At 68.9% G+C, this 25990-nt stretch carries 23 protein-coding genes; 16 read left to right on the top strand and 7 right to left on the bottom strand.

Annotated features, from left to right (window positions below):
• Positions 1 to 320: 320 nt before the first annotated feature.
• From IEY36_RS07505 to IEY36_RS07535, 7 genes are all read left to right on the top strand, one after another.
• On the top strand, positions 321 to 1358 hold the full coding sequence (locus IEY36_RS07505) for an ABC transporter ATP-binding protein (protein WP_188966343.1): 1038 nt from the start codon (positions 321 to 323) through the stop codon (positions 1356 to 1358).
• A gap of 50 nt (positions 1359 to 1408) precedes the next feature.
• Positions 1409 to 2689 carry an ABC transporter substrate-binding protein gene (locus IEY36_RS07510; protein WP_188966344.1) on the top strand — a complete coding sequence of 427 codons (1281 nt, stop codon included), beginning with the start codon at positions 1409 to 1411 and terminating at the stop codon, positions 2687 to 2689.
• 309 nt (positions 2690 to 2998) lie between these two features.
• Positions 2999 to 3847: an ABC transporter permease gene (locus IEY36_RS07515; RefSeq protein WP_188966345.1), complete on the top strand. Its 849-nt coding sequence runs from the start codon at positions 2999 to 3001 to the stop codon at positions 3845 to 3847.
• On the top strand, positions 3848 to 4660 hold the full coding sequence (locus IEY36_RS07520) for an ABC transporter permease (protein WP_188966346.1): 813 nt from the start codon (positions 3848 to 3850) through the stop codon (positions 4658 to 4660). It begins immediately after the preceding gene.
• 69 nt (positions 4661 to 4729) lie between these two features.
• Positions 4730 to 5707: a phosphogluconate dehydrogenase (NAD(+)-dependent, decarboxylating) gene (gene gnd, locus IEY36_RS07525; protein WP_188966347.1), complete on the top strand. Its 978-nt coding sequence runs from the start codon at positions 4730 to 4732 to the stop codon at positions 5705 to 5707.
• Positions 5704 to 6222, top strand: coding sequence for a gluconokinase (locus IEY36_RS07530; RefSeq protein WP_188966348.1), 519 nt, complete (start codon positions 5704 to 5706; stop codon positions 6220 to 6222). The genes gnd and IEY36_RS07530 overlap by 4 nt, the downstream gene beginning before the upstream one ends.
• Positions 6219 to 7427: an FAD-dependent oxidoreductase gene (locus IEY36_RS07535; protein WP_188966349.1), complete on the top strand. Its 1209-nt coding sequence runs from the start codon at positions 6219 to 6221 to the stop codon at positions 7425 to 7427. Before IEY36_RS07530 ends, IEY36_RS07535 begins: the two co-directional genes overlap by 4 nt.
• Before the next feature lie 355 nt (positions 7428 to 7782).
• On the opposite strand, the gene IEY36_RS07540 is transcribed toward IEY36_RS07535, so the two are convergent.
• Positions 7783 to 8115, bottom strand: a complete 333-nt coding sequence (locus tag IEY36_RS07540; protein ID WP_188966350.1) for a YdhR family protein — start codon at positions 8113 to 8115, stop codon at positions 7783 to 7785.
• A 126-nt stretch (positions 8116 to 8241) separates the two neighbouring features.
• On the opposite strand from IEY36_RS07540, the gene IEY36_RS07545 reads away from it, so the two are divergent.
• Positions 8242 to 8523 (top strand): methylated-DNA--[protein]-cysteine S-methyltransferase, encoded by a 282-nt coding sequence (locus tag IEY36_RS07545; protein WP_229681196.1) that lies wholly within the window; start codon positions 8242 to 8244, stop codon positions 8521 to 8523.
• Positions 8520 to 9212 (top strand): 2OG-Fe(II) oxygenase, encoded by a 693-nt coding sequence (locus IEY36_RS07550; protein ID WP_229681197.1) that lies wholly within the window; start codon positions 8520 to 8522, stop codon positions 9210 to 9212. The genes IEY36_RS07545 and IEY36_RS07550 overlap by 4 nt, the downstream gene beginning before the upstream one ends.
• 9 nt (positions 9213 to 9221) lie before the next feature.
• On the opposite strand, the gene IEY36_RS07555 is transcribed toward IEY36_RS07550, so the two are convergent.
• The 5 genes from IEY36_RS07555 to IEY36_RS07575 all read right to left on the bottom strand — a co-directional run bounded on the left by IEY36_RS07555 (position 9222) and on the right by IEY36_RS07575 (position 13992).
• Positions 9222 to 10502, bottom strand: coding sequence for a TRAP transporter large permease (locus IEY36_RS07555; RefSeq protein ID WP_188966352.1), 1281 nt, complete (start codon positions 10500 to 10502; stop codon positions 9222 to 9224).
• Positions 10499 to 10960, bottom strand: coding sequence for a TRAP transporter small permease (locus IEY36_RS07560; protein ID WP_188966353.1), 462 nt, complete (start codon positions 10958 to 10960; stop codon positions 10499 to 10501). Before IEY36_RS07560 ends, IEY36_RS07555 begins: the two co-directional genes overlap by 4 nt.
• Before the next feature lie 4 nt (positions 10961 to 10964).
• Positions 10965 to 11969 carry a TRAP transporter substrate-binding protein gene (locus IEY36_RS07565; protein WP_188966355.1) on the bottom strand — a complete coding sequence of 335 codons (1005 nt, stop codon included), beginning with the start codon at positions 11967 to 11969 and terminating at the stop codon, positions 10965 to 10967.
• A gap of 146 nt (positions 11970 to 12115) precedes the next feature.
• Positions 12116 to 13351, bottom strand: coding sequence for a serine hydrolase domain-containing protein (locus tag IEY36_RS07570; RefSeq protein WP_188966357.1), 1236 nt, complete (start codon positions 13349 to 13351; stop codon positions 12116 to 12118).
• Positions 13348 to 13992 (bottom strand): MBL fold metallo-hydrolase, encoded by a 645-nt coding sequence (locus tag IEY36_RS07575; RefSeq protein ID WP_272873134.1) that lies wholly within the window; start codon positions 13990 to 13992, stop codon positions 13348 to 13350. Before IEY36_RS07575 ends, IEY36_RS07570 begins: the two co-directional genes overlap by 4 nt.
• A gap of 221 nt (positions 13993 to 14213) precedes the next feature.
• Here IEY36_RS07575 and IEY36_RS07580 point away from each other — a divergent pair, with 221 nt between their 5' ends.
• From IEY36_RS07580 to IEY36_RS07610, 7 genes are all read left to right on the top strand, one after another.
• Positions 14214 to 18566, top strand: a complete 4353-nt coding sequence (locus IEY36_RS07580; protein ID WP_188966359.1) for a calcium-binding protein — start codon at positions 14214 to 14216, stop codon at positions 18564 to 18566.
• Between the two features lie 37 nt (positions 18567 to 18603).
• Entirely contained in the window at positions 18604 to 19173 is a 570-nt protein-coding gene (msrA, locus tag IEY36_RS07585; protein ID WP_188966361.1) for a peptide-methionine (S)-S-oxide reductase MsrA, read from the top strand.
• A 71-nt stretch (positions 19174 to 19244) separates the two neighbouring features.
• Positions 19245 to 19682: a peptide-methionine (R)-S-oxide reductase MsrB gene (gene msrB / locus IEY36_RS07590; RefSeq protein WP_188966363.1), complete on the top strand. Its 438-nt coding sequence runs from the start codon at positions 19245 to 19247 to the stop codon at positions 19680 to 19682.
• Positions 19683 to 19842: 160 nt separating this feature from the next.
• Positions 19843 to 20784 carry a YVTN family beta-propeller repeat protein gene (locus tag IEY36_RS07595; RefSeq protein ID WP_229681198.1) on the top strand — a complete coding sequence of 314 codons (942 nt, stop codon included), beginning with the start codon at positions 19843 to 19845 and terminating at the stop codon, positions 20782 to 20784.
• Positions 20771 to 21535, top strand: a complete 765-nt coding sequence (locus tag IEY36_RS07600) for a polysaccharide deacetylase family protein (protein ID WP_229681199.1) — start codon at positions 20771 to 20773, stop codon at positions 21533 to 21535. The genes IEY36_RS07595 and IEY36_RS07600 overlap by 14 nt, the downstream gene beginning before the upstream one ends.
• 153 nt (positions 21536 to 21688) lie before the next feature.
• Positions 21689 to 22642, top strand: coding sequence for a sterol desaturase family protein (locus IEY36_RS07605; protein ID WP_188966367.1), 954 nt, complete (start codon positions 21689 to 21691; stop codon positions 22640 to 22642).
• 1 nt (position 22643) lies between these two features.
• Positions 22644 to 24935, top strand: coding sequence for a molybdopterin guanine dinucleotide-containing S/N-oxide reductase (locus IEY36_RS07610; RefSeq protein ID WP_188966369.1), 2292 nt, complete (start codon positions 22644 to 22646; stop codon positions 24933 to 24935).
• 355 nt (positions 24936 to 25290) lie between these two features.
• On the opposite strand, the gene IEY36_RS07615 is transcribed toward IEY36_RS07610, so the two are convergent.
• On the bottom strand, positions 25291 to 25980 hold the full coding sequence (locus tag IEY36_RS07615) for an isochorismatase family protein (protein WP_188966371.1): 690 nt from the start codon (positions 25978 to 25980) through the stop codon (positions 25291 to 25293).
• Between the last annotated feature and the right edge of the window lie 10 nt (positions 25981 to 25990).

A 25990-nucleotide genomic window follows, 5' to 3' on the forward strand; every position in this document is an offset into this window, starting at 1 on the left:
TTTTGAATGCCCTCCTTGGCGCAGGGCACCAAGCATCGGAGGCATTCCGGGGCCTTGCCTGCCGCGCAGGCGAAGGCAATTGAAGGGACCGGCGCCAAGTATCGGTTTCCAAAGGTCTCGGGCCTTTGGCGGGTGGGGTTTGGGGGGGGCGGCGCCCTCCCCAGGCGCCTCCATCGCCCAAATTTCAGGCGAAATGACCAACCGCGCGGCATATGCTCGTCGTGCCGTTCCGCCGGGCGGCGCGGCGCCCCTGGCATACTGATTGCCTGCCTGACCAAGGGCTGGCCGCCGCGGCCGGCACGGAGTGCAGTGGACGTCGCATGGCCAAACCCGTGGAGATTGAGCTCGTCGCCCTGACCAAGCGCTATGGCGGTGTCACGGCGGTGGACGGCATCGGGCTGCGCATTCCGGCGGGCACCTATTGCTGCCTGCTCGGGCCGTCGGGCTGCGGCAAGACCTCGACCCTGCGCATGATCGCGGGGCACGAGACGGCAACCGAGGGCGACATCCTGCTCGGTGCTGAGAACATCACCGACCTGCCGCCGGCGCGCCGCGGCACGGCGATGATGTTCCAGTCCTATGCGCTGTTCCCGCATCTGAACTGCCTCGACAACGTCGCCTTCAGCCTGAAGATGCGCGGCGTCGGCAAGACCGAGCGGCGCGCACGCGCCGCCGAGATGCTCGCCCGCGTCGAGATGACCGCCTTCGCCGACCGGCTGCCGGCCCAGCTTTCCGGCGGGCAGCAGCAGCGCGTTGCCCTCGCGCGGGCGCTGATCACCGACCCGGCGGTGCTGCTGCTCGACGAACCGCTCTCCGCGCTCGACCCCTTCCTGCGCATCCGCATGCGGGAGGAGTTGAAGACGCTGCAGCAGCGCCTCGGCATCAGCTTCATCCATGTCACGCATAGCCAGGACGAGGCGATGGCGCTGGCCGACCTGGTGGTGGTGATGAACCAGGGGCGCATCGAACAGGCAGCGAGCGCGCGGGAGGTGTTCAACCACCCCGCGACGACCTTCATCGCGCGCTTCATCGGTGGGCACAATGTGATCGCGCTGGCCGCCGGTGGCGGGGCGCTCGGCAATGGCGTCGCCATGCCGGCGCTGCCCGGTTCGGCGCGGCATGTCGCGGTGCGCGCCGACCGCATGATGCTGGCCCGGCCCGGCGCGACGCTGCCGCTGCGCGGCACGGTGCGCTCGGTTGAATACCTCGGTGCGACCGTCGCGGTGGGGCTGGCGGTGGCCGGGCTCGACCCGCTCTCGGCCGTGCTGCCGGAGGCCACCTACTTCGCCGACCCGGTGCAGCCGGGCGATGGCGTCGCCCTCGGCTGGCAGGCCGAGGACATGCACGGGATTGCGTGACAACCGCGCGATGGCACCAGGCCGTCGCCGCCAACCGAAGGGAGACTGCCATGGTCGAGACGACGAAGAAGGGCATCGCACGGCGCAACGTGCTTGCCGCCGCCGCCGGAACCGCGCTGGGGTCGGGTGCCGTCACCGGATTTCCGACCATCTGGGCGCAGAACATCCGCAATGTGGTGTTGCGCCAGGTCGGCACCGGTGTGTCGAACCAGAACGCCATCGCCGAGAAGTGCAAGCAGGACACCGGCATCACGCTGCAGATGACGGCGCTCGATTCCGACGCCGTCGTGCAGCGTTCGGTGACGCAGCCCAATTCCTACGACATCGCCGACATTGAATACTGGATCTGCAAGAAGGTCTTCCCGGCCGGCGTGTTGCAGCCGATGGACACGTCCAAGGTCCGCCTATTCGACAAGATCGTGCCGATCTTCACCACCGGCAAGCTGAAGCCGGACAGCGTGATCGCCCAGGGCACCGCGCCGAACACGGTCAGCTTCGTGGACGGCCCCGGCAGCGTGCGGTTCGCGGCCACGCCAACGCAGTGGTTCACCATGATCCCGACCATCTACAACGCGGATACGCTCGGCATCCGCCCCGACCTGGTGGGCCGGCCGATTACCAACTGGAAGGACATCATGGACCCCGCCTTCCGGGGCAAGACGTCCATCCTCAACATCCCGTCCATCGGCATCATGGACGCGGCGATGATCTGCGAGAGCGCCGGCGTCATCCGCTACGGCGACAAGGGGAACATGACCCGCGCGGAGATCGACACCACCATCAACTACCTGATCGAGGCCAAGCGCGCCGGCCAGTTTCGCGCCTTCTGGAAGACCTTCGATGAGAGTGTGAACCTGATGGCCTCCGGCGAGGTGGTGATCCAGTCCATGTGGTCGCCGGCGGTCACCGCAGTGCGCTCGCGTGGCATTGCCTGCACCTACCAGCCGCTCGCCGAGGGCTATCGTGCCTGGGGTGGTGGCCTTGCGCTGGCGAAGCATCTGCGCGGGCTGCAGCTCGACGCGGCCTATGAATACATCAACTGGTATCTGTCGGGCTGGGTCGGGGCGTATCTCAACCGCCAGGGCTACTACTCGGCGGTGCTGGAGACGGCGCGCGAGAACATGACCGCCGATGAATGGGGCTACTGGATGGAAGGCAAGCCGGCCCAGGGTGAGATCAAGAACCCGCAGGGCCAGGTGATGGAACGCGCCGGCGCGGTGCGCGATGGCGGGTCCTTCGAACAGCGCATGGGGGCCGTGGCCTGCTGGAACGCGGTGATGGATGAGGACCGCTACATGGTCCAGAAGTGGAACCAGTTCATCGCCTCTTGATGGTGTCCCTCAAACGGCGGGCGCCGGCCATCCGGCCGGCTTGCCTTCGCGCCCTGTACTGGTGCGCCAGGGACCACGGTTGGTCTGGGCGCGGTCGCGCTGTGCCCTCCCGGATCGAGGCGAGGCCTCGATCCGCTGTTTCCGGTGGGGAGGGCGCGCTGTGCCGGTGATGGCGATATTGGATGATGTCTCGCCTGCGCCACCGTTGGGGTTGGCGAAGTCGTGCTGCGACCTTACGGAAAGGGGCGTCGCCCCGATCCGCGGCCTCTTGCGGCATCGGCGGGCCATGCCCGGTGATGAGGTGATCCGATGACATCCCGCTGGACCGGCCTCCTCCTCGCCTCGCCGCTGGCGCTGATCCTCGCACTGTTCCTGATCGTGCCGATCGGCACCATCATCGTCGTCTCCTTCTTCGACTATGACAGCGTCCGCATCATCCCTGATTTCATCTGGACGAATTACGACGAATTGCTGTTCTCGCCGATCACCTGGAAGACCTATCTCCAGACCGTGCAATTCGCCGCCATCACCTGGGCGATCTGCCTGTTCATCGGCTTCACCGTCGCCTACTTCCTCGCCTTCCACGTCGCATCGCCGATGATGCAAACGGTGCTGTTCCTGGTCTGCACCATCCCGTTCTGGACCTCGAACGTCATTCGCATGATTTCCTGGATCCCCTTCCTCGGCAGGAACGGGCTGCTCAATCAGGCGCTGCTCGGCATCGGCGCGATCGATCAGCCGCTGGAGTTCCTGCTGTTCTCCAACTTCGCCGTCGTGCTGGCCTATGTGCATCTCTATGCGCTGTTCATGGTGGTGCCGATCTTCAACTCAATGGTCCGTATCGACCGGTCATTGGTGGAAGCAGCGCGCGATGCCGGCGCCTCCGAATGGCAGGTGCTGCGCAGCGTCATCATCCCACTCGCGCGGCCGGGTATCGCCATCGGCTCGATCCTCGTCGTCGCCGTGGTGATGGGGGATTTCGTGACGGTGCGGCTGATGTCGGGCGGGCAATCCGCGTCGGTCGGGCTGATGATGGTCAACGCCATGTCGCTGCTGCAATACCCGGCCGCCGCCGCCAACGCCGTGGTGCTGCTGATCGTCGTGCTGCTGATGATCGCCGCCATGCTGCGCGTCGTCGACATCAGGAAGGAGTTGTAGATGCGTGGCGAACGTTCCCGCGCCTTCTGGCCGCTCGCCATCTTCTTCGGCCTGTTTGTGCTGTTCCTCTATGGGCCGACCATTACGATCGTGGTGCTCTCCTTCCAGGGACCGGAGGGCGGTCTGACCTTCCCGATGCGCGGCTTCTCGACCCGCTGGTTCGAGAATCTGTTCGAGACCCAGATGGTCGGCGATTTCGGCGGCTCGTTCATCCGCTCGCTGACGCTTGGGCTGATCGTCACCATCGTCACCGTCATCGTCTCCTTCATGGCCGGGCTCGCCTTCCGCCGGCGCTTCCCTGGTTCGACGGCGCTGTTCTACCTCGCCGTCGCCAGCCTCATCGTGCCCTCGGTGCTGGTCTCGCTCGGCATCGGGCTGATGTTCCGGATGGCGGGGATCGACGCCGCCTGGTGGTCTTCGGGCCTCGGCGCGCATCTGACCTGGACGCTGCCCTTCGGCCTGCTGATTATGTTCGCCGTCTTCAACCGCTTCTCCCCGGCCTATGAGGAAGCGGCGCGCGACCTCGGCGCCACGCCGTGGCAGACCATCCGTCATGTGGTGGTGCCGATCCTGCTGCCCTCGCTGATCGGCGTCGGGCTGTTCGGCTTCACCCTGTCCTATGACGAATTCGCCCGCAGCCTCTACACCGCGGGCACCTTCAACACCCTGCCGCTCGAGATCTACGGCATGACCACCAATGTCACGACGCCAGTGATCTTCGCGCTGGGCACGGTGACGACGGGGGTGTCCTTCCTCGTCATCGGCGCCGCGCTCGGCGGCATGATGCTGCTGCGCCGCCGCCGTCGCGGCTGACGCAGGCACCACGCTGTTGCGCCGGGCCATGGCCTCGGGCAAGCATCGCCGAGCGGGGGAGACGGTGGCATGGCGGAAATCGGGATCGTTGGCCTAGGGCGTATGGGCGCCAACATCGCGCGCCGGCTGATGCGCGCCGGGCATCGCTGCGTCGTCTGGGACCAGGATGCGACAGCCATCGCCGCTGTGGTCGCCGATGGCGCGTTGCCGGCCGCCGACCTTGCCGCGATGGTGGACACGCTCGCCGCGCCGCGCGCCATCTGGGTCATGCTGCCGCATGGCGAGCCGACCGAGGGCGCCATTGCTGCCCTGGGCGACCTGCTTTCCCCCGGCGATGCCGCCATCGATGGCGGGAACACCCAGTGGAAGGACGATGTGCGCCGCGCCGCCACCCTGCGCGCGAAGGGCGTCGACTACCTCGACATCGGCACCTCGGGCGGCGTGTGGGGGCTTGAACGCGGCTATTGCCTGATGATCGGCGGTGACGCCGCGCCGGTCGCCCGCCTCGCGCCGATCTTCGATGCGCTCGCACCCGGACGTGGCGACATCCCGGCGACGCCGCGCCGCGAGGGCCGCGCGCCCAATGTCGAACAGGGCTGGCTGCATTGCGGCGGCCATGGCGCCGGGCATCTGGTCAAGATGGTCCATAACGGCGTCGAATACGGCATGATGCAGGCGCTGGCGGAGGGCCTCGACCTGCTGCGCGCCGCCGACAGCAGGGCCCTGCCGGCGGACCACCGCATCACCGTCGATCTCGCCGATGTCACCGAGGTCTGGCGGCGCGGTTCGGTCGTCACCTCCTGGCTGCTCGACCTTACGGCCGCGGCCCTCGCCGAGGACCCGGCGCTCGCGAAGTATGCCGGCACCGTCGGCGATTCCGGCGAAGGCCGCTGGACGGTGCAGCAGGCGGTGGAGACCGCGGTGCCGACGCCGGTGCTCACCGCCGCGCTCTATGCGCGCTTCGCCTCGCGCGATGAAACGCGCTTCGCGGGCAAGGCGCTGTCGGCCATGCGCGCCGGCTTCGGTGGGCATATCGAACCCAAATGAGCCCCGCAGCCATCGTCGTGATGGGAGTGTCCGGCTGCGGCAAGTCCACCATCGGACGCCTGCTGGCGGAGCACCTCGCCTGGGCCTTCGAGGATGGCGACGCCTTCCATCCGCCAGCCAATGTCGCGAAAATGTCAGCCGGCACGCCACTGACCGATGACGACCGCTGGCCCTGGCTGGCCGCCATCGCCGCGCGCATCGCGCGGGCGCGCGCCACCGGCACTCCGGTCATTATCGGCTGTTCTGCGCTGAAGCGCGCCTATCGCGATGTGCTGCGCGACGGCCACGCCGATATTCGCTTCCTGCACCTGACCGGCACGCCGGAACTCATCATGGCGCGCCAGGCGGCGCGGGTCGGGCATTTCATGCCGGCCTCGTTGATCGCCAGCCAGTTCGCAACGCTCGAACAGCCGGACACCGAGGCGGATGTCATCGACCTCGATGTCGACCCCGAACCGCCGGCGATCGTCGCCCGCGCCATTGCCGCCCTGCGCCGCCGCGGCGACCTCGCGTGACCCGCGACATCGCGGTGATCGGTGCCGGCGTCGGCGGGCTGGCGGTCGCGACCCTGCTTGCCCGCGCCGGCCATCGCGTGACCGTGCTGGAACGCTTCGCCGAGCCGAAGCCGGTCGGTTCGGGGCTGATGCTGCAGCCGACGGGCCTCGCCGCGCTCGACAGGCTCGGCCTGCGGGAGGAGGTCGCCGCCCTCGGTTCGCGCATCGACCGGCTGCACGGCATGACGCATCGCGGCGGCACGGTGCTCGACATCGCCTATGCCGACCTCGAGCCTGACCTGCATGCGGTCGCGGTGCACCGCGCGGCGCTGCATGGCGTGCTGTGGCGCGCCTTCGCCGCCTCCGGCGCGCGGATCGAGACTGGCCGGCACGTCACGCATATCGACGAGGCCGGTACGCGCGCCATCCTACGCGATGAAGCCGGTGCCACGATCGGCGAGGCCGAGATCGTCGTCGACGCCTCCGGCGTGCGTTCGAGCTTCCGCGCCGTGGTCGAGCCCCGCGCCCCGCGCCCCTTCGCCTACGGCGCGCTCTGGGCGAGCGTGCCCGACCCCGGCCTTGCGCCGGGCGTGCTGCTGCAACGCCACATGTCCGCGAGGGTGATGCTGGGCTGGCTGCCGGTGGGGCGGGCGGAGCCTGGCGGCCCGCCGCTCGCTGCGCTGTTCTGGTCGATCAAGCCCGGCGAGCACGCCGCCTGGGCCGCTGGCTTCGACGCCTGGCGGGAGGAAGCGTCGGCACTGTGGCCGCCGATCGCGCCGGTGCTGGCCGGTCTGCCCGGACCCGAGGCATTCACCCCCGCAAGCTACATCCAGTTCACCGCGAAACGCCCTTGGCGCGGCCGGCTCGTGCTGCTCGGCGATGCCGCCCATGCCACCTCGCCGCAGCTCGGCCAGGGGGCAAACAGCGCGCTGCTCGATGCGCTGGCCCTCGCCGATGCGCTGGCCGCCGAGACGGATCTCGAAGCCGCCTTCGCCCGCTATGCGGCCATACGGCGAGAGCATGTCCGCTTCTACCAGCGGGCCAGCGCTCTCATAACGCCGTTCTTCCAGGGCGATTCCCGCGCCATGCCGATGCTGCGCGACCAGGTATTCCACCGGATGAGGATCATCCCGTGGCTGCGGCGCGAAATGGTGCGCACCCTTGCCGGGCTGAAGACAGGCCTGCTGACGCATCGCGACGCGGCGAGGCTTGCCGGGCTGCCATGACGGCACAGCGCATCCTTCTGTTTGGCACGACTGGGGCCTTCGGGTCGCGCCTCGCCGAGGCGTTGGTGCGCTCGGGCCTCGGCGTCCCCGCCGTGGCGCGCGAACATTTCGACGCTGAGGGTCGGCTTGCCTTCCACGTGCCCATCGCGGCGCGGGTGCCTGGTCGGCAGCCGCGCAATCGCGGCCCGGGCACGCCCGCGCGGCAAAGACGTCACGGTCGTTCAGCCGCAACCTGGCACGCGATCATCGGATCGCGTGATTCAGACCTTCGGCACCAGCCTACCTGCGGTCATCACGCGCAGGCCTGATTGCGTGATTCAGACCGTCGGCGCCTGCGCGCCTGCAGTCATCACGCTCATTCCGCCGCCATCGCGAGGCCCGGCACTGGAGCATTGGTGATCGCGCTCATCCGCTCGCGGACATCGAAGATGCGGATCTGCAGGTCGGTGATGTCCGGGTTCGCCTTCATGCGCGCGACAATGGGGCCGTTGACGTAGGCTTCGGCTGCGGCGCGGTCGGCGAACAGGTAGATGCCGCCGGCGCGACGTTCCTCCTCGCCATCCAGCCAGATCTTCCATTGCAGGCCCGGCACGGCGAGGAACTGCCTTGCCCGATCATCGGTGTAGCGTGCTTCCCATTCCGCCTTGGCCATCTCCGGGCGGGTGTAGTTGACCTGGACGATCATCATGGGGCTGGGTCCTCCCTTGGTTCTTGCGGCACAGCCTGCGCGTTTTGGGTGGGCCGGCGCAACAGCCGGAAGGCGCCGTGGCGCCGGTCCTGGCATGAAAGGGCCGTGATGCACCGGAGAGAATCCATGCCGAATCTTCCCCTCGACCTGCGTGGCACCCCCTTCCAGCGCGACGTCTGGGCCGCGTTGCGAGACATCCCGCCAGGCCGGACCGAGACCTACAGCCAAGTCGCCGCCCGCATCGGCCGGCCGGGCGCGGCGCGGGCTGTCGCGCGGGCCTGCGCCGCGAACCCCGTGGCCCTGCTGGTGCCCTGCCACCGCGTGGTGCCGGCCGCGGGTGGCACCGGCGGCTGGCGCTGGGGGGCCGCGCGCAAGCGGACCTTGCTGGCAAGGGAAGCGGCGCAGTGATCGCCGCGCTCGACTGGGCGCGGATCGGCGCCGAACTCGACGCCTTCGGCTGTGCCACCACGGGGCCCTTGCTGGACGCGGCGTCATGCGCGGCCCTCGCCGCACCGTACGACCGCGAGGATGGCTTTCGCAGCCGCATCGTGATGGCTCGGCACGGCTTCGGTCGCGGCGAATACAAATACTTCGCCATCCCGCTGCCCGACCCGGTCGCGACGCTGCGCGCCGGCTTCTGGCCGCATCTCGCCCCCATCGCGAACCGCTGGAACGAGACGATGGGCCTCGCGCCGCGCTTCCCGGCCGACCACGCGGCCTTCCTCGCCCGCTGCCATGCCGCTGGCCAAACGCGCCCGACGCCGCTGCTGCTGCGCTACGAGGCCGGCGACTACAACTGCCTGCATCAGGACCTGTATGGCGAGCACGTCTTCCCGTTGCAGGTGGCGGTGTTGCTGTCAGCGCCCGGGCGCGACTTCACCGGCGGCGAATTCGTGCTGACCGAACAGCGACCGCGCATGCAATCCCGCGCCGAGGTGGTGCCGTTGCAGCAAGGCGAGGGCGTCATCTTCGCCGTGCATCACCGCCCCGTGCAGGGCACGCGCGGCACCTATCGCGTGAACCTTCGCCACGGCGTCAGCCGCATCCGCAGCGGGCGGCGGCATACACTCGGCATCATCTTCCACGATGCGGCGTGAGGGCGGCGTTCAGTACCCCGCCATGCGCGGCAGCCACAGCACCAGACCGGGGATGAACATGCAGACCAGCAGCAGCCCGTACATAACCGCGACGAAGGGCCAGATGTGGCGGGAGATCTCACCAACGCTGATCTTGGCGATGCCGCAGACGACGAACAGCACCACGCCGACCGGTGGTGTCAGCATCCCGATCACCAGGTTCAGTACGAACAGGAAGCCGAAATGCAGCGGGTCCAGCCCGTATTCCAGCGCGATCGGGTGCAGCAGCGGCACCAGCATGATGTAGGCGGCGTTGCTCTCCAGGAAGCAGCCCACCACCAGCAGTACCAGCGCGACCAGCAGGTTGAACACCAGCGGGTCCCGCGTGATGCCTTTCAGGAAGGTGGCAAGCTGCTGCGGGAACAAATCGATCGTCAGCATGTAGGTGACGGCCGAGGCGAAGGCGATCATCGCGCCGACCACCGCCGTGGTGATCACCGTCGACTGGATCGATTCCACCAGCCCATGCCAGGTCAGCTGACGTGTGACCAGGAAGCCGATCAGCAGCGCATAGACCACGGCGACGGCCGAACCCTCGGTCGCGGTGAAGGCGCCGCCGATGATGCCGCCGATCACGACGACGGGCATCATCAGCACGATGAAGGACCGGCGCAGTTCCGCCAGGAAAGCCGGCCAGGCGAAGCCAGCACCCGTCGGTTTAAGCCCTAGCCGCCGCGCCATGATGGAACACATCGCCATCATCAGCCCGACCAGCAGCAGCCCCGGCACCACGCCAGCGAGGAACAGCCCGCCGACCGACACCGACGACCCGGCCATGAAGGCATAGACGATCATCGCCCCCGATGGCGGGATGATTGGCCCGAGATTGGCCGAGGCCGCGATCACCGCCGCCGCGAAGCCCCGCCCGTAATGCTCTTCAAGCGGCTTCTGCAGCGTCGCCCCCAGCGCCGAGGCATCCGCCACCGCCGCGCCCGAGACGGTGGACAAGCCCATCCCCGCCAGCACGGTGACATGCGCGAGCCCGCCCCGCACCTGGCCGACGCAAGTATTTGCCAGCGCGATGATGCGTTCCATGATGCCGGCACGCATCATTAGTTCACCCGCCAGCACGAAGAACGGGATCGACATCAGCGGGAAGGCGTTGACCGCATTCATCATGCGCGAGGGCAGCACGTTCAGGTCGAAGCCCGAGGCCAGCACGCCCGCCACCGCGCCGAACCCCAGCGCCCAGGCGAGCGGCGCGCCGAGCAGCGCAGCCACGAAGAACACGCCCATGATCGTCAGGCTCATGCCGTGCGCTCCGGCAGCAGGGCCTGCGCGGCGAGGTACAGCGCCGAGAGCGCGCCGCCGGCCGCGACGGGGATCAGGAACCAGCCCGTCGAGAGTTCCAGCGACATCATCCGCTCATCCCACTGGTCGAGCGCGATGACGACCGACTGCCAGGCCACCACCGCCGACAGCCCCGCCGAGATGAGCAGCATCGCCCGCCGCAACAGCCCGGCCGGGATGGCGGGCAGCGCATCCACCAGCAGCGTGATGCCGATATGCGCGCGCGCCTTCACCGCCACCGCGATGCCGAGGAAGACGCACCAGACGAAGGCCAGGCGCGACACCTCGTCCGCCCAGCCGATGCCGGTGTTGAAGCCGTAGCGCGCGACCACCTGCGCCGAGACCACCGCCACCATCACCGCGACGACCAGCACAAGCAGCGCCTGCGTCGCACGGTCCAGCACATCGAGCACGCGCATCGGTTCAGCCGCCGGCGCGTGTCACCTCGGCCTGTACGCGATCAACCAACTCGGCGCCGACGCGGGACTTGATCTGGTCCACCACGCCCGAGGAGAGCTGGCGCATCTTGGCGAGCTCGGCTGGCGGCAGCGGCGTGTATTCCATGCCCTTGGCCTGGAGTTCAGCCAGCGCCGCGGCATCGCCGGCCGCCGCGGCGGCGCGCTGGCTGCGGATCGCGTTGCCCATGGCGGTGCGGATCGCCTGCTGGATGTCGGGCGGCAGGGCCGAGAAGGTGCGCCGATGCGCGACCACCGAGATGAAGTCGAAGAAGTGGCCGGTATTGGTGACGTATTTCTGCACCTCGAAATACCGGCTGGCAAGGATGATGGCATAGGGATTCTCCTGCCCATCCACCACGCGCTGCTGCAACGCCGAATACAGTTCGCGAATGTCCATCGCCAGCGGATTGGCGCCGATCGCTCGGAAGGTCGCCAGATGCGTTTCGTTCGGCTGCATGCGGATCTTCAGCCCGCGCAGGTCCTCGACCGTGTGGATCGGCTTCACGCCGGTCGTCACATGGCGGAAACCGAGCTCCATGTAGCCGAGCGAGAGGAAGCCCTTGTCGGCCATCTTCTGGTCGAGCAATTCACCGACCGGACCATCCACCACCTTGAACGCGACTTCGCGGGTGGAGAACTGGAAGGGCAGGGAGATCGCCTCCAGCTCCGGCACTGTGCGGCTCAGGAACGCCATGCCGGTCCAGGTCATCAGCAACGTGCCCGAGCGCACCTGCGAGACGTTCTCCGCCGCGCCGCCGAGCTGCATGGCCGGGAAGGTGTCCACCATGACACGCCCGCCGGTGAGCTGCGCGACCTCGGCCTTGAAGCCCTCGATGGCGACGGAGGAGGAATGCTCGGTGGCGAAATTGCCGGCGATGCGGATGCGCGTCTGCGCGAAGGCGCGCCCGGCCGGCAGGAGGGCGGGCATGGCGAGGGTGGCGGCGATCGCCGTCCGGCGTGTGATGGTCATGGCTGGGGCCTCCCGGTCGTGGCTTGCTCGACCGAGGATGTCACGCCGTGACCGTGCCGGACCAGCGGCCTGATGCATGCAATGCACGCATCCGGCGCCGTCTTTGCCTGTGCCTTGGGCTTTCACTGCCCGCGGCGCGGGCGGCGTCAGGCTTCCAGCGCCTGGTAGGTCAGCATGTTGATGAGGCGGCGATAGCGCAGCCGCATCTCGCCCGGGGCGTGCGACATCAGCACCACGGCGAGGCGTTCCGCCGGGTCCACCCAAAAGAAGGTGCCGAACACCCCGGACCAGCCGAAGGCCCCCGGCGCCCCCATGAAGGCCGAACCACCGGCATTCCTGCGCACCGAGACGGTCAGCCCGAAGCCATAGCCGGTCAGTCCCGGATCCATCCGGTCCGGCCCGCCCGTGATGCCCTGCAGGTGGTCCGAGCCCATCCAGCGCACCGTTGCCGGCGAGAGCACGCGGGCCCCGCCCAGCGACCCACCGGCGCGCAGCATCTCAGCGAAGCGCAGGTAATCCGCGGCGGTCGAGACCAGCCCCGCGCCGCCCACTTCCAGCTTCGGCGCCACCAGCGGCGCTTCGACCGATTGCGGCTTGCCGGTCAGCGGGCAGGTCGGCAGCGCCTTGGCGAAACGCGCCGCGCCGCCATCGGGCAGGACGTAGCCGGTCTCGGCCATGCCGAGCGGTTCGAAGATGCGCTCGCGCATCAGCGTGCCGAGGGACGCACCGCCCGCGGCACCGGCCACCAAGCCAAGCACATCGGTCGAGAAGCCGTATTCCCAGGCTTCGCCCGGATGATGGCGCAGCGGCGTCGCGGCAAGCGCGGCGGCGAGGCCCGCCGCGTCGTATTCCTTCGACACGGTCAGGGACGACCCCGGATGCGCCGCATGCACCGCCGTTGCGCCGAAGCCGCCATAGACGAAGCCGGTGGTGTGGCGCGCCGCATCCTGCACCGTCATCGGCCGGCGCTGCGCCTCGGTCTCGATCGGGCCCGTGCCGGACAGCATCGCCGGCGTCGGCTTCGCGACCTGCATCGTCATCAGCGGCGGCACATAGGCGCCGACCGGATCGGACAGCAGAAGCCGGCCTTCCTCCAGCAGCGACAGCGCGGCGACACCGCAGACCGGCTTGGTCATCGAGGCGATGGCGAACAGCGCATCCGGGCGCATCGGCACGCCTGCCGCAGCATCGAGGAAGCCGACAGCCTCCAGATGCACGAGCCGCCCGTCGCGGGCGACGGCGACCACGCCGCCGGGGAAGCGGCCCTCGGCCACCTCGCGTTCCAGCGCCGGGCGGATGCGGGCAAGGCGGGCGGATGACATGCCCACCGCTTCAGGCCGCGCGGTCGGCAGGGCGGAGATTTCGGCCTGGATGACACTCATGACGCGGCTCCTTCGCCGGCATATGGGTTGGAGCGCCGCTCGGCGCCGAAGGTCGAACCAGGCCCGTGGCCACAGATGAACTGGATGTCGTCGCCCAGCGGGAACAGCTTGGTGCGGATCGCGGAAATCAGCGCGGCGGTGTCGCCATAGGGGAAGTCCGTCCGCCCGACCGAGCCCTGGAACAGCACGTCGCCGACCAGCGCGAAGCCGAGCGCGGTGGAGACGAACACCACGTGCCCAGGCGTATGCCCCGGGCAGTGCAGCACGGCGAATTCCTGGCCGGCGACATCGACGGTCTCGCCTTCCTCCAGCCAGCGGTCGGGTGTGACCGGGCGGCAGGCCATCCCATATTTCGCGCCCTGCGCCGGCAGGCTGTCGAGCAGGAAGGCATCGGCCCGCTGCGGTCCCTCGATCGGCACGCCGAGCGCCTCAGCGAGCTCGGCCGCCGCGCCGGCATGGTCGAGATGCCCATGCGTCAGCAGGATGCGCTGCACCTTGATGCCGGCCTGCTGGATGGCTTCGAGCAGCCGATCGGCATCGCCGCCGGGGTCGACCACGACGCCTTCCTTGGTTTCGTCATCCCAGACCAGGGTGCAGTTCTGCTGGAACGGCGTCACGGGTACGATCGCGGCTTGCAGCATAGGGTATCCCTGGTCGAGGCATGCAGGTCCGGCCAGGCGGGATGCGCGCCCGGACAAGCGGCCAGGGTGGAGCCTCCCTCGGCCCTCGGCAAGGCAGAGGCGCCGCACTCACCGGCCACGTATCGGGATGGGACCCAGGTGGGCGGCAATTTTTGCCGGATGATTAACCAATTCTTGAAGGTCTCCCTGCTTTCCTGCGACGGCACCAATCGCAGGACGCGATGACGATTTACGCCTTCGCCGACGTTGCCGGCGGCAGCCTCAACTTCGTGCCGTCGCAGGACCAACTGGTCTTCGGTCCATCCATGGCCGCCGCAACGTTGCGCTTCACTGTCAGCGGCTCCGACCTGCTGATCGCGACGGCCGACGATGTGTTGCGCCTGCTCGGCACCCGGCTGGGCGGTCCCGGCGTGCTTCCCGCCAACCTGCTGTTCCAGGATGGCAGCCTGCTCCTTCTGGACGGCACCGGCAGCAGCCTGCGCACCGGCACGGCCGGGGGTGACTGGTTCGCGGCCGATCGCGCCGGGGCCGACAGTATCATCGCCGCCGCCGGCGACGACTACATCGAGGCCGGCAGCGCGCTTGACGCCGATGACGTGCTCGATGGCGGCGAGGGCAGCGCCGATCGCCTGTCCGTCGCGGGCACGCTGACCGTCACGCTCGGCGCCGCGACAGTCACCGGCGTCGAGATCATCCAGCTGAATGACGGCGTCATCGCGCTGACCCTGGCCGATGCGACCGTCGCCACCGCGACCCCGCTTGCCGACGCGTTGTTCACCGTCGATGCGAGCGGGCAGGGCATCGGTTCCGCCGCGACGGTCAGCGCCGCCGCGGTGGTCTCGGCCGGTGTCGCGCTGCTGGGCGGCGCCGGGGATGACCTGCTCACCGGCGGCCTGCGCGCCGACAGCCTGGCTGGCGGCGCCGGCGACGACACACTGGTGGGCGGCTGGGGCAATGACAGCATCGAGGGCGGAGCCAGCACCGACCGCCTGGTCGGCGGGGCGGGCGACGACCTGTTCATCTTCAATCGGGTCGATGCGCCGCAGAGCCCGCCGGCGACGCCCGACCTGATCGTCGATTTCGAAGGCGCGGGGGTGGCCGGCGGCGACCGCATCCTGTTACCGGGCGCATGGGATGTCTGGCGCGTCATCGCCTTCCACGCCGTCGCCGCCGATTTCGCCTTCGAAGGCTATGCCGAATCCGGCCTCCAACTCGACCCGGCCCAGGTCGGCGACGGCTTGGTTGATGTGTTGTGGCGGGTGGTCGATGGCCAGGCTTGGCGCTTCGAGGTCTGGGCCGACCTGGATGACGATGGCCGCTTCGGTCCGGGCGACCTACTGCTGCACATCGCGCTGCCGGAGGGCGACAATGAGACCGTGCTTATCGCGGCCGATTTCGCCACCGATTTCGGCGGCTTCTTCGGTGGTGACGGCGATGACGTGCTCGTCGGCCAGGGCGCCACCGACGACGCCATCTGGGGCGTGGACGGCAATGACAGCCTGGTGGGCGGCGATGGGGTGGATTGGCTCGATGGCGGGCCGGGCAACGATACGCTGCTCGGCGGCGACCTCGCCGATGAACTGCATGGCGGGGCGGGCAGCGACTGGCTCGATGGCGGCGATGGCTGGGACACGATCTTTGCCATCGACCCCTTCGCGCCCGAGACCGAGAGGGCCGAGGACCGCAACCGGCTGATCGGCGGGGCGGGGCCGGACGCGCTGTTCGGCGGCATCGGCCTCGACACGTTGCAGGGCGATGACGGCGACGACCTGCTCTGGGCCGATGACGGGGCAGACAGCCTGCTGGGCGGGGCCGGCGACGATATCGCCTATGGCGGCGCCGGCGCCGACACGCTGCAGGGCGGCGATGGCGCCGACACGCTGGTCGGCGGTGCGGATGGCGACCTGATGGTCGGCGGCACGGGCGCCGACCTGTTCGTCATCGACCTGTCGGCCTTCGACCTCGGCGAGGCGCCCGGCACCGACCCCGACACGATCCTCGACTTCAACCCGGCCGAGGGGGACGTGGTCTCGCTCGCCCTGTCGGGCGGGTTGGTGGCCGGGGTGCAGGGTCCCGGCCCGCTGGTGTGGCGCGGGGCGCTGGCGGCCCGCACGCTGGCGTCCGGTCCCGGCTTCGGTGAGGTCCTGCCGGGGGACGGCATCGGCCCAGGATATTATCAGGCCTTCTGGATCCCGGCGGTGTCGGGCAGCACCGGCGTTGGCGGCTGGTTCGTCGTCGATCTCAACCAGGACCTGGTGCTCGACGGCGATGACGCGGTGATCCGCATGGGTGCGAGTTCCGGCACCGCGGGTGTGCTGGACCTGACGCCCGGTGCCTTCGCCGATGGCACCTTCCGTGTGCTGGTCGGCACCGCCGGCGGCGATACACTGCTCGCGGCCGGTGGCGGGCAGGAGATTTTCGGCCTCGGCGGTGCCGACCGGCTGAGCGGGCAGGGTGGGGCGGACCGGCTGGTCGGCGGCGACGGCAACGACACGCTGCTTGGCGGCGGCGGGGCCGACCAGCTCTGGGGCGGTGCCGGCAATGACTGGATGGACGGCGGCGACGGCGATGACGAGATCTTCGTCGAAGGCCCCGGCTCCGAGGAGGTGGACGGGCTGTTCGCCCGCAACACGCTGATCGGCGGCATGGGCGCGGATAGCCTGTGGGGCTCGGATGGCCGTGATTCGCTCGATGGCGGGGAGGGCGCGGACCGGCTCTATGGCGGCGTCGGCGCCGATACGCTGCGCGGCGGGGGGGGGGTCGACACCATCACCGGCGGCGATGGCGCCGACCTGATAACCGGCGATGGCGGCGCGGATTCGATCGACGCCGGCTCGGGCGACGACACCGTCACCTATGACAGCGCCGATGTGTTGGTCGATGGCGGGGAGGATTTCGACACGCTGATCCTGACCGTCGCGGCCTCGGTCACGCTCGACAGCATGATCGACCAGGTGGCGGGTGGCGGCATCGCCCTCGGCTTCGAGGCGGTGGACGCCTCGGCGGTGGCCGGCGCCGTCGTGCTGCTGGGCGGTTCGGGCCGCAACCGGCTGGTCGGCGGCGCCTTCGCCGACCGGCTGGAGGGGCGTGAGGGCAATGACACGCTCGAAGGCGGGGCGGGGGCCGATACCCTGATTGGTGGCGTGGGGGACGACTTCATCCAGCCCGGCACCGGGGCCGACCTGGTGCAGGGCGGGGACGGGCGCGACACCGTCTCCTACGCCGAGGCGACCACCCGGCTGACGCTCTCGCTGTTCACCGGCATCGGCAGTGGTGCGGCCGCCGGCGACAAGGTCTCGGGCATCGAGGTGGTGATCGGCACCGAGGTTGCCGATTCTATCAGCGGCAGCCTCGGCGCCGATGTCATCTACGGCGGCGGCGGATGGGATTGGCTCGTCGGATTCGCCGGCAACGACAGCCTTTATGCCGGGCTCGGCGCCAACACGCTCTATGGCCATGAGGGCGACGACCTGCTGGTCGGCGGCTCGCAGAACGACATGGTCTCTGGTGGCCCGGGTAATGACCGCATCGTGGCCGGCGGTGGCTTTGATCGGCTCTGGGGCGGTCCCGGCAATGACCATTTCGAGATCGTCCTGTCGAATACCCAGATCTACGAGGGCGTCGGCGGAGGTAGCGACACAGTCTACACCAGCGCCTCCTACTGGCTGCTGGCCAATGTCGAGTGGCTGGTGATCGCGCCCGGTGCCGGGCCCCGCTTCGCCGTCGGCACCAGGAGCGACGACCGGCTGGTGGGCAATGAGGACGCCAACCTTCTGTTGGCGCAGGGTGGCAACGACACGGTGTGGGGTGGCGGCGGGGCGGATCGGCTGTATGGCGCCGGTGGCGACGACCGCCTTATCGGCGAGGATGGCAAGGACATCGCCTTCGGCGGAGACGGCAACGATACGCTCGAAGGCGGGCTCGGCAGCGACAATCTCAATGGCGACGCCGGCAATGACACGCTGCTGGGCGGCGACAGTGCCGAGACGGACATCCTGCGGGGCGGTTCGGGCAATGACTGGCTCGACGGCGGGCCCGGTTACGACCTGATGATCGGCGGCCTCGGCAATGACACGATGGTCGCCTCCCAATCCAACGACAACATCGTCGAGGCCGCGGGCGAGGGGTGGGACTACGTCATTGCCCGCGGCAGCGGCTCCTTCACCCTGGGCGCCAATCTCGAAGGGCTGATCCTGGAGGGCTCCACCACCGGCATCGGCAATATCGCCTCCAACATCATCGTCGGGTCCGACCGCGCCGAGACGCTGCTCGGGCGCGATGGCAACGACACGCTGGAGGGTGCGGGCGGCAACGACATCTTGTTTGGCGAGGCAGGGCGGGATGTCTTTCGCTTCGCACCTGGCTCGGGGATCGACGTGGTGGGGGATTTCATGCCCGGGCAGGACCGCATCCTGCTGCAGGGGTCCGACTTCGCCGATTTCAACGCCATGATGGCCTCGACGCGCGATGGAATGGGCGGCGCGATCCTCGACCTCGGCTCGGGGGATGCCCTGCAACTGGCCGGTGTGGCCAAGGCAGCGCTGCATGCGGCGGATTTCATCTTCCTCGCGTGACCTTTCGACCCCACATGGCGAAAGGAAACCGTGACGAATGGAGGATGCGATGATCGCTCAGGCGGGACATGAGGCCGCGACCCTCGGCGGCGGCTGCTTCTGGTGCCTCGAGGCCGTGTACAAGGAATTGCGTGGGGTGGTGTCGGTGACGTCCGGCTACGCCGGCGGGCATGTCGACAACCCGTCCTACGAGGCGGTGTGCGGCAAGCAGACCGGCCATGCCGAGGTGGTGCGTGTCGTCTTCGACCCGTCGGAGCTCGCTTATGCCGACCTGCTGCGCGTCTTCTTCACCATTCACGACCCCACCACGAAGGATCGCCAGGGGGCCGACGTCGGGCCGCAATACCGCTCGGTCATCTTCACCCATTCCGACGCCCAGGCGGCGACGGCGCGGGCGGTGATGGACGAGGTCGCCCAGGCCGGCATCTGGGACGGCCCGCTGGTGACGGAGCTGCTGCCGGAGGCTCGCTTCTGGCCGGCGGAGCCGGAACACCATGACTATTTCGCGCGCAATCCTTGGTCCGGCTATTGCCGCGCCGTGGTAGCGCCGAAGGTGCTGAAGTTCCGCAAGATGTTCGCGGCGCGTGTGAAGCGCCCCGCAGCGTAAGGCTGCGCGGCGTGACGGCGGCGGGGCCTGGCCCCTCCGCACGCTTTCCCCCTCTGACGGGAGTGACTGCCATGTTGTTCAGGCGCGCCACCACGCCGCCCGAGGTCTTTCCCGTCACGCGCAGCGATGCGGAATGGCGCGCCGCCCTCTCCCCCGAGGCCTTTCGCATCCTTCGCCAGCACGGCACCGAGCGTCCCGGTACCTCGCCCCTGAATGGCGAGAAGCGCCCCGGCCGCTTCGTCTGCGCCGGCTGCGGCACCGCGCTGTTCGACCAGGCGGCGAAATTCGACAGCGGCACCGGCTGGCCGTCCTTCTTCGCGCCGATCGCTGGGGCGGTGGGGACCAAGGCGGACCGCACGCTGTTCATGACCCGCACCGAGGTGCATTGCGCGACCTGCGGCGGACATCTCGGCCATGTCTTTGCCGACGGGCCGGCGCCGAGTGGGCAGCGCTTCTGCATGAATGGCGCGGCCATGGCATTCCAGCCGCGGGACCTGTCGGACGGTTGAACATCCCGCCCTCGGCGCGACCAGGACGGGAGGATTCTTGATTCATGTCATCGCCGGGACCGTGCCGTCACTCGATGCTTGCGTCGCGCCGCCGCGCGGAGCAGTTTCCGCTCGCGGCACCGCCCCCAGTGACCGTCACGAACGTCCCGTAGGTCGACCCATGCGCCGCCGCGCCCTTCTGCTGAGCACTCCCCTGCTGCTGCTGGCCCGGCCGTCAGCCGCCGACATCGTCTATGTCCTCAATTCGGGGGATTCGAGCATCCAGGTGCTCGACGCCACGACCCGTGAGGAACTGCGCCGCATCCCGGCCCTGCGGGAGGTCCATCACCTCGTCATGTCGCCCGATGGGCGCGACCTGCTGATCGCCGATTCCGGCGCCAATGAGATACTGTTCGTCGACCCGGCGACCGGCGATGTGCGCCGGCGCGAGCGCATCTCGAACCCCTATCACCTGGCCTTTTCGCCCGAGGGCAAGTACCTCGTCGTGTGCAGCCTGCGGCGCAACCAGGTCGATATCTATGAAGCGCGGGACCTTACGCTGCTCGGCCGGCTGCGCATGCCGGAAAAGCCGTCGCACATGGCGTTCCGGCCGGATGAAAAGGTCGTCTACGTCACGCTGCAGGGCAGCGGCACGATCGGGGCGGTCAGCCTCGAGACGCGTGAGGCGCTGTGGGAGGCGCCGGTCGGGCGTGAACCCGCCGGCATCATCTGGCATCGCGGCAAGCTGATCATCGGCGTCATGGGCGCCGATTATTTCGCAGTGATGAACCCCGAGACGAAGGAGGTGGAGCGCCAGATCCCGGTCGGGCGCGGTGCGCACACCATCTTCGTCCAGCCGGACGGCAAGGCGCTGTGGGCGACCAGCCGGGTGCAGAGCCGGCTCGCCGAGATCGACCCGACCACGCTCGATGTTCGGCGCATCATCGAATTGCCGGGCGGGCCGGACTGCATCGCCTTCGACCCCGATGGCAAGCTGTGGGTGTCGCTGCGCTGGGCCGGGCGGATCGCCCGCGTCGACCCGCGCACCGGCGAATACGAGACGATCCGCGTCGGCCGCAGCCCGCATGGCATCTTCGTCCAGCCGCGCCGTGCGGAGTCCTAAGCTGCTGCGGCGCCTCGCGGCCCTGTTCGCGCTGGTCGCGCTGCCCGCCATGGCGCAGCCCGCGCCTTCCTGCCCGGCCGGGACGCTCTACCTGACCATCGATACCGGCTGGGGGCGGGAGGCGGAGCAGATCGCCGAGATCCTGAAGCGCCGCAACGTCCGCGCCACGCTCTTCCTCGCCAACGAGCCGACCTACAATGGGGAGCGCAGCCTCAGCCCGGCCTGGGCCGCGTTCTGGCGCGCCCGCGTGGCCGAGGGTCATGTCTTCGCCTCCCACACTGACCGCCATTGGTATTTCCGGGGCGATGCCGGGCCGGGGCGCACCCGCTACGTCGCGCGCGGGCGGGAAGGCCAGACGGTGCTGGACCAGCCGGCGATGTGCCACGAACTCGCCCAGCCGATTGAACGCCTGCGTGCCATCGCGCCCGATGCGGTGGTGCTGCCGCTGTGGCGCGCGCCGGGGGGCATCACCACGCCCGGCGCACTGCGCATGGCCGAGGCCTGCGGGCTGCACCATCAGGGCTGGACCGCCCAAGGCTTCCTGGGCGACGAGTTGCCGAGCGAGACCTACCCCAACCAGGCGCTCGCCACCCGCGCGCTGAACACCGTGCGCGACGGGGAAGTGCTGGTGATGCATTGGGGCATCCGCTCGCGCCGCGACCCCTATGCCAGTGTGCTGGACCAGGTGATCGCCGGCCTGCAGTCACGCGGCTTCTGTTTCGCCACCCTGCCGCCCGAGGGCCGCCGCTAGAGCGTGACGGCCGCAGGTGCGAACGCACCGAAGGTCTGAATCACGCGATCAGACAAAAGGTCAGAACATGAGGCGTGAACGAGGTTGAACGCATCACGCTCTGACGTCCCGCCCATCCCGCGCCCGCAGACAATGCGCTAGAGTCACACCGACATGACCGAGACCTTCAATCGCATCCTCGACAGCATCACCGGTTGGATCTTCGAGATGATCGTCCAACCGGCGATGTACGACCTCGGCCTGATGGACTGGGCGGAAGACGCGGTCGACTGGATCCAGTTCGGGCTGTTCGGCGTCGTTACCATCATCGTGGTCTATGTGGTGTGCCGCCCGCTCGAGGCCTGGCGGCCGGTTGAGCCCGTCACCGACCGTCGCGCCATCCGCACCGACATTCTCTACACGCTGCTGACGCGGCTCGGCGCCCTGCCGCTGGTCGCCTTCGTGCTACTGAACTCGCTGAGCGCCTGGTGGGCCGGGACGGTGGCCGACAGCGGCTTCGTCCCGCCGACGTTGGAGACGCTGATCCCCGGCCTGCGGGAGATGCCGATCCTGGCCTTCTGCCTCTACATCGTGATCCTGGATTTTGGCGAGTATTGGCGGCATCGCTTCCAGCACCGGCTGGGCTGGTGGTGGGCGCTGCATTCCATCCACCACGCGCAGCGCCAGATGACCTTCTGGACCGATGACCGCAACCATTTCGTCGATGAGATGCTGGCAGCGCTGTGGTTCGGCACCATCGCGCTCGCCATCGGCGTGCCGCCGGGGCAGTTCCCGCTGCTGGTGCTGGTGATGCGTCTGGCGGAGAGCCTGTCCCACGCCAATGTGCGCCTGTCCTTCGGTCGGGTCGGCGAGCGGTTGCTCGTCTCGCCGCGCTTCCACCGGCTGCATCACGGCGTGCTGTCCACGGCCGATCACGGCAAGAACTACGCGGTGCTGCTCCCGGTATGGGACTGGATGTTCGGCACCGCAGACTTCAATCGCGACGTCTATCCGCGCACCGGCGACCCCGAGGCGCCGGAGGCACTGGCCACGGGTGGCTGGTTGCGGCAACAATTCATCGGCCTGAAGCGGTTGGCCGGCGCCATCGCGGGACGCCCCGGATATTGACATGAACGCACCACCTCGGCTGAAGCCCCATTCCTCGCACTGGGGCGTGTTTTCCGCCGGTTTGCGGGACGGTCGGCTGGTGGTGGAGCCTCATCCGGGCGACCCCGACCCCAACCCGTTGCTGCAGAACTTCCCCGATGCGCTGCGCCACCGCGCCCGTGTGGCCGAGCCCATGGTCCGCCGCGGCTGGCTGGAACGCGGCCCCGGCAAGGATGACCGGCGCGGGCGCGATGAATTCATCCCGATGGCCTGGGACAAGGTACTCGACCTGCTGGCCGGCGAATTGGCCCGGGTGCGGGATGCGCATGGGCCGGGCGCCATCTTCGGCGGCTCGTATGGCTGGTCCTCCGCCGGGCGCTTCCACCATGCGCAAAGCCAAGTGCACCGCTTCCTGAATACCGCCGTCGGCGGCTATGTGAAGTCGGTCAATTCCTACTCCGCCGGCGCCTCGGCGGTGATCCTGCCGCATTTCCTCGGACCGTTCGAAGCGGTGTCGCGACGCAACGTCACCTGGGAGCAGGTGGTCGCGCATAGCGAGATCGTCGTTGCCTTCGGCGGCATGGCGCTGAAGAACTCGATGGTGGCGAGCGGTGGCGTCAGCCAGCATGTCGAACGGCGCTCGATGCTTGCAGCCGCCGCGCGCGGCTGCGCCTTCGTCAATGTCTCTCCCTTGCGGGACGACCTGCCCGTGGAAGCCAAGGCGGAGTGGATCGCGCCGGTGCCGGGGACGGATACCGCGATGATGCTCGGCATGGCGCATACGCTGCTGAGCGAGGGGCTGCACGATGACGCCTTCATCGCGCGCCACTGCTCCGGCTGGGACGAGTTCGAGGCCTATCTGACCGGCCGCGCCGACGGCGTGGCCAAGACCGCCGCATGGGCTGCATCCATCTGCGGGCTCCCGGCGGAAACCATCGCGGGCCTCGCGCGGCGCATGGCGGGCAAGCGGTCGCTGATTGTGCTCGCCCATTCGCTGCAGCGCGCCGAGCATGGCGAACAGCCGATCTGGATGGCGGGCGTGCTGGCGGCAATGCTGGGGCAGATCGGCCTGCCGGGTGGCGGGTACAACTACGCGCTGGGGTCGATCGCGCATTACGGCAAGCGGCACAATGCGGTGCCGTCGGCCGCACTGCCGCAGGGCAAGAACGGCGTGACCGCCTTCATCCCGGTGGCGCGCATCTCGGACATGCTGCTGAACCCCGGGGCGCCGTTCGACTATGACGGCCAGAGGATGGAATACCCCGACATCCGGCTGGTCTATTGGGCCGGCGGCAACCCGTTCCACCACCACCAGGACCTCAACCGCCTGCGCCGGGCCTTCGCCGCGGTCGAGACGTTGGTGGTGCACGAAATCGCCTGGACCGCCACCGCGCGCCACGCCGACATCGTGCTGCCGACGACGATGACGCTGGAGCGCGAGGATATCGGCGCCGCGCCGACCGACCCGCTGATGGTGGCGATGCATCAGGTCGCCGAACCGTTCGGCCAGGCGCGTGACGACTACACGATCTTCGCCGACCTCGCCGAGCGCCTGGGCACGCGCGACGCCTTCACCGAGGGCCGCGATGCGCGCGGCTGGCTGCGGCACCTGTATGCGGCGACGCAGAAGGGCTTGGCCGAGAAGGGCCTGCCGGCGCCGTCCTTCGATGAATTCTGGGAAGCGGGATACCTGACGCTGCCGCAGGAAGATGACGATGGCGGTATCCTGCGCGCCTTCCGCGAGGACCCGGAGGGTGCGCCGCTGCCGACGCGGACGGGGAAGGTTCAGCTGTCCTCGCCGACGATCGCCGGCTTCGGCTATGCGGATTGCCCCGGGCACCCGGCCTGGCTGGTGCCAAGCGATGCGCCGGCGGCGGAGCGTCCCCTGTGGCTGGTGGCGAACCAGCCGGCGACGCGGCTGCACAGTCAGTTCGATTTCGGCGGCCACAGCAACGGCATGAAGCGCCGGGGGCGGGAGGTGATGCGCATGCACCCGTTCGATGCCGCGCCGCGGGGCATTGCCGATGGCGACATCGTGCGGCTGTTCAACGCGCGCGGTGCATGCCTGGCGACGGCCGCGGTGAGTGAGGATGTGCGTGCCGGCGTCGTGCAACTGCCGACCGGTGCCTGGTACGACCCCGAGGATCCGGAGGATGCGCAGGCGCTGTGCGTCCATGGCAACCCGAATGTCCTGACGCGCGATGTCGGCACGTCGTCGCTGGCGCAGGGCTGCACGGGTCAGCTGACCAGCGTGGAGGTCGAGCGCTTCACCGGCAATCTGCCGCCGATCCGGGCATTCGATCCGCCGGGCTGAGGCGCGGAATTGGAGGGGCGCTGTCCCTCCAAGCCACCCTGCCGGGGGCCGGCGGGCCCCTGGACCGGCGCTGGGCGAGGACGTGAAGGTGCGTTCTGCGCGAGCGGGAGGATCGGCCCGGCACCATGCGGGACAAAGGCTCGACGGTGTCGGACCGGAATCGATCAGACGCGTGACAGTGCTCGCTCCGACTAGGGATTAGAGCGCCTTGCGTGAGCACAATCGATCGCAATCCGCTCCAAACGGCCCCGCGGCATCGCCACGCCCCCGGCCATCCATCCCTTCGCCAGATGGGCCGGACCGTCCCGCCGCACCACCCTGGTAACAGACAAGAGAAGGAGGGGTCCGGGGGAATTCACTCCCCCGCGCTGTTGCTGTTGATCGCCGCCCGCATCTCCGCCCCCGTGCTCAGCCACCCAAAGAATGCCTGCACGTTGAATTCTGTGGCTTCCTGCGTCCCTGGCCCGGCCCCCATGGTCGCGTCCGCCAGCATCACCGGGAAGAACTCGCGGTGATAGGCATCGCGGATGGTGCTTTCGACGCAGACATTGGTGGCGACGCCGCAGACCAGCAAGGTGCGGATGCGCCGTGACGCCAGGATCTGTTCCAGCCCCGTGCCGGCAAAGCCGGAATAGCGCGCCTTCGGCACGACGATGTCGCCCGGAAGCGGCGTCAGTTCCGGGACGATCTCATGGTCCCAGGTACCGTGGGTGATGAGTTTGCCGGCATAGGCCTCATTGGCGCGCATGAATTTCAGCGCATTCGACTTGTGCCAGACGGGCGCGGAGGACGGTGCCTCGCGCTGGTCCGGCGAGAAGCCGTTCTGCAGGTAGATGACGGGGATGCCGGCGGCGCGGCAGGCCTCGGCGATGCGGGCGGTTTCCTCGATGACGGGCGGGGCGCCGGAGACGTCGAAGCCGACCAGATCGATGTAGCCGCCCTTCGAGAGATAGGCGTTCTGCATGTCCACGATGATGAGGGCGGTTTCCTCGATCGTGACGGTCAGTGGTTCGGGGCGGGCGGGCAGGGTGACGGTGCGGGGCATGGGCGGCTCC

This window comes from Neoroseomonas lacus, assembly GCF_014644535.1.
Lineage (GTDB): Bacteria > Pseudomonadota > Alphaproteobacteria > Acetobacterales > Acetobacteraceae > Neoroseomonas > Neoroseomonas lacus.